The sequence below is a fragment of the Streptomyces sp. SID9727 genome (genome assembly GCF_010550605.1).
GTDB lineage: Bacteria > Actinomycetota > Actinomycetes > Streptomycetales > Streptomycetaceae > Streptomyces.
The window spans coordinates 1-10,689 of record NZ_JAAGNI010000290.1 but is presented as its reverse complement, the minus strand read 5'-3'; the positions used below and the strand labels follow the sequence as shown (position 1 = coordinate 10,689).

Annotated in this window: 10 protein-coding genes and 2 pseudogenes; 4 read left to right on the top strand and 8 right to left on the bottom strand. The window is 72.6% G+C overall.

What is annotated here, in order from left to right:
• Together G3I41_RS18570 and G3I41_RS18565 are read right to left on the bottom strand one after the other, a co-directional pair.
• A pseudogene (locus G3I41_RS18570) lies at nt 1–283 on the bottom strand (hypothetical protein); the annotation flags it as partial.
• Between the two features lie 66 nt (nt 284–349).
• Nucleotides 350–895 (bottom strand): carboxymuconolactone decarboxylase family protein, encoded by a 546-nt coding sequence (locus tag G3I41_RS18565; protein ID WP_164401340.1) that lies wholly within the window; start codon nt 893–895, stop codon nt 350–352.
• Nucleotides 896–964: 69 nt separating this feature from the next.
• Here G3I41_RS18565 and G3I41_RS18560 point away from each other — a divergent pair, with 69 nt between their 5' ends.
• A complete protein-coding gene (locus G3I41_RS18560; protein ID WP_164401339.1) occupies nt 965–1,468 on the top strand; it encodes a MarR family transcriptional regulator in 504 nt (167 codons plus the stop codon).
• Nucleotides 1,469–1,666: 198 nt separating this feature from the next.
• Here the strand turns inward: G3I41_RS18560 and G3I41_RS18555 are convergent, their stop codons facing one another.
• Together G3I41_RS18555 and G3I41_RS18550 are read right to left on the bottom strand one after the other, a co-directional pair.
• Nucleotides 1,667–2,314 (bottom strand): response regulator transcription factor, encoded by a 648-nt coding sequence (locus G3I41_RS18555; protein WP_164401338.1) that lies wholly within the window; start codon nt 2,312–2,314, stop codon nt 1,667–1,669.
• Nucleotides 2,299–3,567: a sensor histidine kinase gene (locus tag G3I41_RS18550; RefSeq protein ID WP_164401337.1), complete on the bottom strand. Its 1,269-nt coding sequence runs from the start codon at nt 3,565–3,567 to the stop codon at nt 2,299–2,301. The genes G3I41_RS18555 and G3I41_RS18550 overlap by 16 nt, the downstream gene beginning before the upstream one ends.
• A 241-nt stretch (nt 3,568–3,808) precedes the next feature.
• Between G3I41_RS18550 and G3I41_RS18545 the strand changes: the two genes are divergently transcribed.
• Nucleotides 3,809–5,944 carry an MMPL family transporter gene (locus G3I41_RS18545; RefSeq protein WP_203601290.1) on the top strand — a complete coding sequence of 712 codons (2,136 nt, stop codon included), beginning with the start codon at nt 3,809–3,811 and terminating at the stop codon, nt 5,942–5,944.
• 74 nt (nt 5,945–6,018) lie between these two features.
• Here the strand turns inward: G3I41_RS18545 and G3I41_RS18540 are convergent, their stop codons facing one another.
• The 4 genes from G3I41_RS18540 to G3I41_RS18525 form a co-directional block, all read right to left on the bottom strand.
• Entirely contained in the window at nt 6,019–6,603 is a 585-nt protein-coding gene (locus G3I41_RS18540; protein WP_164401336.1) for a winged helix-turn-helix domain-containing protein, read from the bottom strand.
• 286 nt (nt 6,604–6,889) lie between these two features.
• Nucleotides 6,890–7,804: a hypothetical protein gene (locus tag G3I41_RS18535; RefSeq protein WP_164401335.1), complete on the bottom strand. Its 915-nt coding sequence runs from the start codon at nt 7,802–7,804 to the stop codon at nt 6,890–6,892.
• A gap of 80 nt (nt 7,805–7,884) precedes the next feature.
• Nucleotides 7,885–8,919, bottom strand: coding sequence for a glutamine synthetase (gene glnII / locus G3I41_RS18530; protein WP_164401334.1), 1,035 nt, complete (start codon nt 8,917–8,919; stop codon nt 7,885–7,887).
• 127 nt (nt 8,920–9,046) lie between these two features.
• The gene (locus G3I41_RS18525) at nt 9,047–9,469 is read right to left on the bottom strand and encodes a hypothetical protein (protein WP_164401333.1); all 423 of its coding nucleotides are present in this window, start codon (nt 9,467–9,469) and stop codon (nt 9,047–9,049) included.
• 118 nt (nt 9,470–9,587) lie between these two features.
• Here G3I41_RS18525 and G3I41_RS18520 point away from each other — a divergent pair, with 118 nt between their 5' ends.
• Together G3I41_RS18520 and G3I41_RS18515 are read left to right on the top strand one after the other, a co-directional pair.
• Nucleotides 9,588–10,466 (top strand): helix-turn-helix transcriptional regulator, encoded by an 879-nt coding sequence (locus tag G3I41_RS18520; RefSeq protein ID WP_343242165.1) that lies wholly within the window; start codon nt 9,588–9,590, stop codon nt 10,464–10,466.
• Nucleotides 10,463–10,689: pseudogene (locus tag G3I41_RS18515) on the top strand (gfo/Idh/MocA family oxidoreductase); the annotation flags it as partial. The gene G3I41_RS18520 and the pseudogene G3I41_RS18515, both read left to right, overlap by 4 nt.

Below are 10,689 nucleotides of genomic sequence, written 5' to 3'. Positions count from 1 at the left end.
GCGCCCGGCGCAGCACCTGGCGCCGCACGTAGGCGTACGCGGGGTCGGTGTCGCCGGTGCGGCGGGGGAGGGGGACGGCTGCCGCGCCGGCGCGGTGGGCCGCCTGGAGGGAGCGCTGGGCGAGGGCGTGGGCGGTGAACACGCGCCGGGCGCGCCTCGGCGAGGGCGGCAGCAGGAGGTAGCCGATCCGCACCAGCCGCGGGTAGTGCTCGACCAGCGCGGCCTCGGCCTGTTCCGCGTCGGCCGGGGCGACGGGCGGCGGCAGCTCTGACGGTGGGTGCACGTTCAGCTGAACGAGCGAATGGTGCGATGGTCACTCCGGGGCCCCTCCGCCCGGGCCCCGCGCGTGTCAGGCGAACCGGGCCCGCGGGCCGTCGACCGGCGCTCCGGTCATCCGGTTGGCGAAGGTGGACAGGGTGTAGACGGCGATGCCGAGGGTCACCTCCAGCGCGTTGCGCGTGGTGTAGCCGTGGGCCGTGAACGCCTCGATCGCCGCGTCGTCCACGGCCCCGTGCGCGGCGAGCACGGCCAGCGTGAACTGCCGCATGGCTTCCAGGCGTTCGTCCGGGAGCGGGGTGCCCTCACGCAGGGCGGCGACGAGGGCGGGCGCGGCGTCCAGGGCGGTGAGGATGCCGGTGTGCATCGCCACGCAGACGTGGCAGTCGTTCCGGGTGGCCATGGTCATGCTCAGGACCTCGCGCGAGAGCTCGTCCAGGGTGGTGGACTCGAAGAGCGCGTGCATCCTCAGGAAGCCGTTCAGCACCTCGGGGGAGGTGGCCATCCGCCCGGCGGCGGCCGGCAGGAAGCCCTGCTTCCCGGCGATGGCGGCCAGCCCGGAGCGGGCGGCGGCGGGGGCGGATTCGAGGGTGTGGTCGGGGAAGGCGGTCGCGGGCATGGCGGGACCTCTCGGGTAAACTCGACAACGTGATTGACGAAAACGTAAACCAGGTTGTCGAGTTTCGCAATGGCTGAGGATGCGGGCGGGCGTGGAGAAGTGCGTCCCGAGGAGATCGGCAGGGGCTTCGAGCTGCCCCTTCTGCTGTTCGCCGGCTTCCGCACGGTCATCGACGCGCTCCACCGCGAGCTGGCCGAGGAGGGGCACCCGGACATGCGGCCCGCGTACGGTTACGCCCTCCAGGCCGTCGGCATCGAGGGGGCGACCGCCAGCGAGATCGGCCGCCGCCTCGGCGTCTCCAAACAGGCCGCCGGCAAGACCGTCGACCGGCTCGAAGGCCTCGGTTACGTGGAACGCGCCGACGACCCGGCCGATGGGCGCCGCAAGCTGGTCCTGCTGACCTCGCGCGGCATCGACGTGCTCCGGCGGTCCGCCGACGGCTTCGACCGGCTGCGCGCCGAGTGGGTCCGGGTCCTCGGCGCCGAGCGGGTCCGCGCCCTGGAGGACGACCTGCGCACGATGGCCCCGGACGGCGCCTTCCGGCTCGATGTGGCGGCCTGGTTCAACGGCTGAGCCGCAGCCGCCGTCCCGCCCCTAGGGCGTGTTTCGAAAGTAGCGCCGTCCGCCCGGAGGGCGGGTCCGGCGGCGTCTGGTGCGTGCGATCGCAAGGCGGAGGGTCGCCCCGATACTGGGTGTATCGGGGTGATCCCGACAACGCGGCGAGCGTGCGTGCCAGGCGTCGCCGGACAGGCGGGACTTTCGAAACACGCCCTAGCCCCGGTCCAGATACGCCAGTACGGCCAGAACGCGGCGGTTGTCGTCGTCGGACGGCGGCAGGCCCAGCTTCCCGAAGATGTTCGAGGTGTGCTTGGCCACCGCCCGCTCCGTGATCACCATCTGCGAGGCGATCGCCGCGTTCGACCGGCCCTGGGCCATCAGCTCCATGACCTCCCGCTCGCGCGGCGTCAGTCCGCCCATCGGCTTGTCCTGCGAACGCCGGGTCAGCAGCTGCGAGATGACCTGCGGATCCATCGCCGTACCGCCCGCCGCGACCCGGCGGACCGCGTCGATGAACTGGTCCGCGTCGAACACCCGGTCCTTGAGCAGGTACCCGATCCCGCCGTCGCCGTCCGCCAGCAGCTCGCGCGCGTACAACTGCTCGACGTGCTGCGAGAGTACGAGGACGGGCAGCCCGGGCCGCGCCCGCCGGGCCGCCAGCGCGCACTGCAGGCCCTCGTCCGTGTGGGACGGCGGGAGCCGGACGTCGACGACGGCGACGTCCGGCTCCCACTCGGCGAGAGCTTTGGTGAGTTCCGGCCCGGTCTCGACGGCGGCCGCGATCTCGAAGTCGTACGCCTCCAGCATCCGCACCAGGCCGTCGCGCAGCAGGAAGAGATCTTCGGCTAGGACAACTCGCAAGGGATCTCCATGGTCACCATGGTGGGGCCGCCCGCGGGGCTGCTGACGGCCATGATGCCGTCGAATGTACCGAGCCGACGTTCGATTCCGCTCAGCCCCGAGCCCGCGCCCACCGAGGCGCCGCCCTTCCCGTTGTCCGTGACCGAGAACCTGAGCGCCCCGCCACTGTGGCGCAGGTCCACCCAGATCCGGTCGGCCCCCGAGTGCTTCGCCGCGTTGGTCAGCGCCTCGCTGACCGCGAAGTAGGCCGCCGACTCCACCGGCGCCTCCGCCCGGCCCCCCAGCTCCACGTCCACGTCGCACGGGACCGGCAGCCGCAGCGCCAGCGCCTTCACCGCGTCCCCGAGCCCGCGCTCGGCCAGCACCGGCGGATGGATGCCCCGGACCAGGTCGCGCAGCTCGGTCAGCGCCTCGGCCGAGGACTCCCGGGCCATCGCCAGGAGCCGCTTCGCCTGCGCCGGGTCCTTCTCGATCAGCGCCTCGACGGTGCCGAGGTTCATCCCCATCGCGACCAGCCGGGCCTGCGCCCCGTCGTGCAGATCGCGCTCGATGCGCCGCAGCTCGGACGCGGCCGTGTCCACCGCCTCGTGCCGGGTCTCGGTCAGCCGGTCGATGCGCAGGGCGAGTTCCTGCTCCTGGGTCGGGGCGAGCACGGACCGGGCCAGCACGAAGTGCGCCCGCAGCAGCCGCTCGCTCAGCAGCACCCCGGCCGCGAAGACCGCCACACCGAGCGCGGCGGCCATCAGCCCCGTCGCCTGGCTGTCGACCGGGACGAACGCGTACCAGTACCGGTCGTCCGTGAAGACCCGCCACAGCCCCGCCGCCAGGACGAGACCCTCCACCGGGTAGACCATCAGCACTGCGGCCAGGATCGCCACCGTGTAGCCGGCCGACATGTCGACCAGCATCCACCGTATGTCCCGCCAGGTCGCCGGGTCCTTCAGCATCAGCGTGGTCCGCTCCACCTGACCGGTGAACCCGCTCCGCAGATCCTTCGGGAACGGCCGGTACGGGACCGGGATGCGCACGTCCGACCAGGTGATCGCGAGCAGCCTGCGCTGGTTGGCGTGCTTGCGGACCGCCTCCAGGATGTACGGCGTGGTCACCAGGCCGATGCCCAGCGGGATCATGGCCATGGAGACCAGCGCCAGCGAGAACAGCGTGCACGAGCCCGCGAGGGCGGCGAACGACACCAGCAGCCCGCGCCACGCTGCCAGCAGCGCCGACCCGATCCGTCCCCGTTTCGCGTCCATCCCGGTCCCTCTTCCCCTCGCCGGGCCCTTGTGCCGGCCCCGTGTCGCACACAGTCTGACCCGGCACACCCGGTGCGGGGCAGCCGGTTCCCCACCCGGTGGGGGTGTACCCAGCACCACCCCCCGTTCCTCGCCCTGTGTGCCGCGTCACCGGGGGTGTCACCGGCTGGGGCGCCCGGCCCGGCGTTCCTAGATTCGAGGGGCATCGTCGGACTTCCACCCACAGGGGGGCGAACCCGCCATGAGGCGTAACCTCGCGGCACGTATCGGTGTGTGGAGCGCACACCACCGCAAGACGGCCGTACTCGGCTGGCTGCTCTTCGTCGTACTCGCCGCGGGCGTCGGCGGCGCCTCGGGCATGGTCGAGATGACCGACGCCGAGAACGGCGCGGGCGACTCGGCCCGCGCCGAGCAGATCCTCTCCGACGCGGGTCTCAGCCACCGGGCCGGCGAACTCGTCATGGTGTCCTCCGCCGAGCCGGACGGCTGGCGCACCGCCGCCCGCGAGCTGACCACCGCCATCCGGGACACCGGCGAGGTCACCGGCCTCGCGGACCCGGTCGCGTCCGGGGACCGCAAGGACGCGCTGATCACCTTCGAGATGAAGGGCGACCCGGACACGGCCCCCGACCGGGTGCAGCCCGTGCTGGACGCGGTCACCGGGGTCGAGGAGGGGCACCCCGGCGTCACCGTGAGCCAGTTCGGGGACGCCAGCGCCGGCAAGTGGCTCGGCGACCTGCTCACCGACGACTTCATGAAGGCCGAGTTCACCGCCGTACCGCTGGCCCTCGGCATCCTGCTGGTCGCCTTCGGCGCCGTCGTCGCCGCCCTGCTGCCCGTCGGACTCGCGCTCACCGCGTGCATGGCCGCCTTCGGACTGCTCTCGCTCGCCAGCCACCAGCTGCACCTGTTCCAGACCACGTACTCCGTGATGTTCCTGATGGGCTTCGCCGTCGGCGTCGACTACTGCCTGTTCTACCTGCGCCGCGAACGCGACGAGCGGGCCGCCGGGCGCGACGCCGAGACCGCCCTGCGCATCGCCGCCGCCACCAGCGGCCGGGCCGTCCTGGTCTCCGGGATCACCGTCATGGTCGCCATGGCCGGCATGTTCCTGTCCGGGCTGATGCTCTTCAAGGGCTTCGCCCTGGCCACGATCACCGTCGTGTGCATCGCCATGCTCGGGTCCGTCACCGTGCTGCCCGCGCTGCTGTCCTGGCTCGGCGACCGCGTCGAGGCCGGGCGGGTGCCGCTGCTGAACCGGCGCGGCAAGCGGGGGAAGGGGGAGAGCGGGCGCATCGCCGGAAGGGTGCTCCGCCCCGTTCTCGACCGCCCGAAGTTCTTCGCCGCCGCCTCCGTCGCCGTCCTGCTGGTGCTCGCCGCGCCCGCGATCGGCATGAAGACCGAATCCCTGGGCCTGGAGAAGCAGTTCGGCTCGGACTCCACGCTGTCCGTCGCCTACCGCCACATCAGCGAGACCTTCCCCGGCGGCCCCGCCCCGGCCCAGGTCGTCGTGGAGGCCGACGACATCACCGCCCCGGCCGTACGCGAGGCCCTCGCCGGCTTCGACCACGTCACCGTGCACCGGGCGGAGAACGTCGCCGAGTTCGAGGTCCCGCTGCCCGGCGGCGAGAAGGACCTCACCGCCCTGCGCGAGAACCGGCTGCCCGCCGCCTTCGACTCCACCGGCGCCCGCGCCCACGTCACCGGCGAGATGGCCGGGTCCGTCGACTTCAACGACCAGCTGAAGCGCGGTATCGCCCCCGTCTTCCTCTTCATCGCCGCCGTGACGTTCCTGCTGATGCTGTTCTGCTTCCGCTCGTACGTGATCGCCGTGACGTCCATCGTCCTCAACCTGCTCTCCGTGGCCGCCGCGTACGGGGTGATGACGGCGGTCTTCCAGCACGGCTGGGGCGCCGGGCTCATCGGCTCGGAGGGCGTCGGCGCGGTCGAGTCCTGGATGCCGCTGTTCGTCCTCGTCGTCCTCTTCGGCCTCTCGATGGACTACCACGTCTTCGTGGTCTCCCGGATCCGCGAGGCCCGCGGCCGGGGGATCGGCAACCGGGCCGCGATTGACGAGGGCATCCGCCGCACGGCCGGCGCGGTGACCGGGGCGGCCGTGATCATGGTGGCGGTCTTCTCGGTCTTCGCCACCCTGTCCATGCAGGACATGCAGCAGATGGGCGTCGGCCTCGCGGTCGCGGTCCTGCTGGACGCCACGCTCGTACGGATGGTGCTCCTGCCCTCCGCGATGGCGCTGCTCGGCGAGCGCAACTGGCGCACCCCGCGCGGCCTCGGCCGGCTGCCCGGCCTGGACCACGGCGAGCCTGCGGAGGGCCCGGCCCCGGCCTCGGCCCCTGTCGGGTCGGGTCTGCGCTGAGCAGGGCGTACGAGGGCGGGCCCCGGTTCCGGTAGCGCGTACCGGAACCGGGGCCCGCCCTGTCGGCCTGCCCGTCAGGGCGTGTACTTGTACCCGACCCGGCGCACGGTCTGGATCGAGCGGCGGTGCTCGGCGCCCAGTTTGCGGCGCAGCCGGGCGATGTGGACGTCGACGGTGCGGCCGTCGCCCACGTGCCCGTAACCCCATACCGTGGTCACCAACTGGTCGCGGGTGTGGACGCGGTGGGGATGGGCCACCAGGTGGGCCAGGAGCTCGAATTCCAGGTAGGTGAGGTCCAGCGTCCGCCCGTTCACCGAGGCGGAGCGCTGTACGGAGTCGATGGCCACCGGGCCCGCCGCCCCCGGCTCGGCCTTCGCCGGCTCCGCCACCGCGTACTGCGCGGCGGCGGCGGCGAAGGCCGGCTGCTGGTCGGCGGGCACGAGCACCAGGTAGCCGACCATCGGCGGGTGGCCCGGCAGGCTGGGCAGGGTGTGCTGGGGGGCGGGCAGCCAGGTAGCGCCCGGCGTCAGGAGCGCCGAGACGTCGGCCGGCCGGACGACCTCGTCGGGGGCGACGGCACGCAGCCGGTGCCGGTCGGGGGAGGAGGGGCGGACCGAGGAGGTCGCAGCGACAGCGGAGAAGGTACGGGTGTTCGCCATGAGGGTCAGCTCTTTCGCGCGAAGGAGTCGTCGGTGGACGGACTTGCCGCGTGCGCGCGGACCGGAGGCCGGGTGAGGGCTCAGAGGGCCGGCGCGCTCAGCGCGCGGCAACACACCCGGTCGAAGTCGTGGTGCTGACGGGACGGCCAGAACGGCTCGAGGTCGCTGCGACCGGTCGAGGTGTGCGGGAAGCTGGCCATGGCCCCATTGAAGCAGAGAACGCGTGGCGGCGCCCCCTTCGCGCGACGAGGTGAGCAAGGCGACAGCCCTCCTGTCCCACCAGCCCCTAACCCACCAGCCGCTTGCGCCAGTCGAGGTCCGTCAGCTCGATCGCCTTGTCCGGCGAGCCGTCCCACATCACCGTCAGCCCGGCCTCGCCCAGCGCGGCCACCACCTCGCGGCCCACCGCGGCGGTCGTCTCCGCGGAGTCGTCGAACCCGCCGTAGTACAGCGCGAGACCGTGCCCGGCCGCCGCGCTCTCCGTGCCCTGGCCGTGGAAGAAGACGAAGCCCCGGGCATCCTCGCGCCCGGCCGCCCCTATCTCGCTCATCCCGCACGAGCGGCAGCAGGTGAAGTCCTCCCGGGCCGTGATGCCGCCCCGGTCCAGCCGGGCGAACGCCCGCTCCAGCCGGTCCGGGTCCGTCACCTCGTCCGCCCAGCCCCGCTGCTCCTCGACCCGCTCCAGCCAGAGCCGTTCCACCAACTTCCCTGCCTGGGCCCGGGAGACCGGCCGCACCCCGTCCTTCACGAGGTAGCCCTCGGCCGTCTCGGTGAGCGTCCGCACGGTCCCGTAACCGCCGCGCAGCAGCTCCCGGACGCGGGGCTCCAGCCGCTTCCGGACCTCCTCCGCGAGCTCCGGCACGGGCTCCGGCTCCGGTATCCCGGCGCTCTCCCACGCGGTCCCCGCGTCCCAGCCGGGCTCCTCGCGGGCCCAGCGCGTCATCAGCGCGACGACCCGCTCGGGGTCTCCGACGACGGTACGGACATGGCTCGTCGCCGTGCCCGTACGGTGCTCCACCTCGTAGTCCCCGCCCGTCTCGTGCCACACCTGGATGAAGGTGCCGGGGATGTCCGGTATCCGCTGGACGACCAGGAAGTTGTCCCCGCGCCCGCCGATGCGGTCCACGAGGCCCCCGAGCTTCTCGGCGGAAACACGGGTGTGGGTCTGCTGGTTCTCGGTCTCGACCTTGACGCTGAGCATGCGATCAGCCTGGCACACGCCACCGACAACGAAGGGCGCCCACCGTTCGTGCGGTGGGCGCCCTTCGCGTACGGGGCCGATCAGACCTGGCCGGCCTTCTCCAGGGCCGTGCAGCAGGTGTCCACGATCAGCCGCGTGACGACGTACGGGTCGACGTTGGCGTTCGGACGGCGGTCCTCGATGTAGCCCTTGCCGTCCTGCTCGACCTGCCACGGGATGCGCACCGAAGCACCGCGGTCGGACACGCCGTAGCTGTACTCGTTCCACGGGGCGGTCTCGTGCAGACCGGTCAGCCGGTCGTCGATGCCCGCGCCGTAGTTCTTGACGTGGTCCATCGGCTTCGAGCCCTCGCCCAGCGACTCGCAGGCCGTGATGATCGCGTCGTAGCCCTCGCGCATCGCCTTCGTCGAGAAGTTGGTGTGCGCGCCCGCGCCGTTCCAGTCGCCCTTGACCGGCTTCGGGTCGAGGGTCGCGGAGACGTCGAAGTCCTCGGCGGTGCGGTAGAGCAGCCAGCGGGCGATCCACAGCTGGTCCGAGACCTCCAGCGGGGACAGCGGGCCCACCTGGAACTCCCACTGGCCCGGCATGACCTCGGCGTTGATGCCGGAGATGCCCAGACCCGCCTTCAGGCAGTTGTCGAGGTGCTTCTCGACGATCTCCCGGCCGAAGATCTCGTCCGAGCCGACGCCGCAGTAGTAGCCGCCCTGCGCGGCCGGGAAGCCGCCCTCGGGGAAGCCGAGCGGCCGGTGGCCGTCGAAGAAGGTGTACTCCTGCTCGATGCCGAAGATCGCCTCCTGCCCGGCGAACTGCTCGGCGACCGGGCGCAGCAGAGCCCGCGTGTTGGAGGCGTGCGGGGTCATGTCGATGTCGAAGACCTCGCACAGGACCAGGATGTCGTCGCCGCCGCGGATCGGGTCCGGGCAGCTGAAGACCGGCTTCAGCACCCGGTCCGAGGCGTGGCCCTCCGCCTGGTTGGTGCTCGACCCGTCGAAGCCCCAGATTGGCAGCGCGGCCACGTCGGACGACGCGCTGCCGGACATGATCTTCGTCTTGGAGCGGAGCTTGGCGGTCGGCTCGGTGCCGTCGATCCAGATGTACTCAGCCTTGTACGTCACGGAAGCCATCCTTTGCGGGTGCTGCGGTCTATGCGCCGCAGCTTCGCAAGGCGCGATTTCCCGGCCGTTGCCCTCGTGTGAACCCCGTGTTACCGAGGTTTCCCCCGGCGCCCGCCGGACGCCGCGCTCATCCCTCGATGAACTGGTAGTCGCTGACGATGCGGCCGTCGGCGCCGAGCACGAGGATCTCCAGCCCGACACCGGCCGCCTCGCCCCCGTCCCGGGGCGCCATCTCCCAGTGGAACTTGACGAGGTCGTGGAGCCGGCCGGCGTCGCCGCGCGACCGGAAGACGAAGGTGCCGGGCGCGACGAACTCCTCGTGGGCGCGCGTCACCCGGAAGTCCAGCGCCTCGTGCCCGCGCGCCTCCAGCAGGAGACGGTCGAAGCCCAGCCCTTCGGCGGCCTCCCGGATCTCCTTCGGAGGCTGCAGTACGTGGACCGCGTCGGCGGACCACAGCGCGCGGACAGCGGCGCGGCGGCGCTCCGCGTCGGGCTCGTTCCACACGGCGACGTAGCGGTCGGTGAGCTCGTGGATGTCGATGGCGGTCATGGGTGGTCCCCTCGGTTCGTGGCCGGAGTGCGGCAACGACCCTGCTGCCGCGGGCGTGCGGGCGGCAATTCCCCGGAGGGAATCGCGGATCAGCAGACGATCGGGATACACAAGGGGGGTGATCAGTGATCCGACCGGAGGCGGTCTCGCGACCGCGTTGCGCGAGTGGCGCACCCGACGGCGCGTCAGCCAGCTGGAACTGGCCACCCGCGCCGGAACCACGCAGCGGCACGTCAGCTTCATCGAGAGCGGGCGCTCGGCCCCCGGGCGATCGATGATCATCCGGCTCGCCGAATCCCTGGAGGTGCCGATCCGCGAGCGCAACGACCTGCTCCTCACGGCCGGTTTCGCACCGGTCTACCCGCAGACCCGCCTGGACGACCCCCGGCTCGAACCGATCCGCACCGCCCTCGCACGCATCCTGGACGGCCACCTGCCCTACCCGGCGGTCGTCGTGGACCGGCACGGCGACCTCGCCCTGGCCAACGCCGCCTTCCACACCCTCACCGCAGGCGTGGCCCCGCACCTGCTCGAACCGCCGGTCAGCGTCCCCCGGGTCCTGCTGCACCCGCAGGGCCTCGCGCCCCGCGTCGTCAACCTCGACGCGTGGGCGTGGCACATCATCGACCGCGTCCACGCCGAGAGCGTGCGCAACCCGGACGACCGGCTCCGCGACCTGGCCGCCGAGCTCACCGGCCTCGCCCCGCCCCGCCCGCGCGACTCCCCGGACCACCTCGGCTTCGCCGTGCCCCTGCGCCTGAGGCACCCCGACCCGGCCGACGACCGGGAGCTGACGCTCATCACCACGCTCACCCACTTCGGCACCGCCACCGACGTCACCGTCGCGGAACTGCGCCTTGAGGCATTCCTGCCGGCCGACCGGGAGACCGGCGCCCTGCTGGCCGCACTCCACCGCACCCGGAGCCACCGGTCCCCGGGAACCGGTCCTTCAGGCGCTGCGGCACCGGAGGCGCCACCCGGCACACTGGACCCATGACGACACCCGAGACCCCCCTGCGCATCGGCCTGGCCGGCACCGGACCCTGGGCCCGCAACACCCACGCCCCCGCCCTCGCCGCACACCCCGGCGTCGTGCTCAGCGGTGTGTGGGGCCGCCGGGCCGAGGCCGCCGGGGAGCTGGCCGCCGCGCACGGCGCGCCGGCGTACTCCGGTGACGCGGGGCTCGACGAGCTCTTCGCCGGCAGCGACGCCGTCGCCTT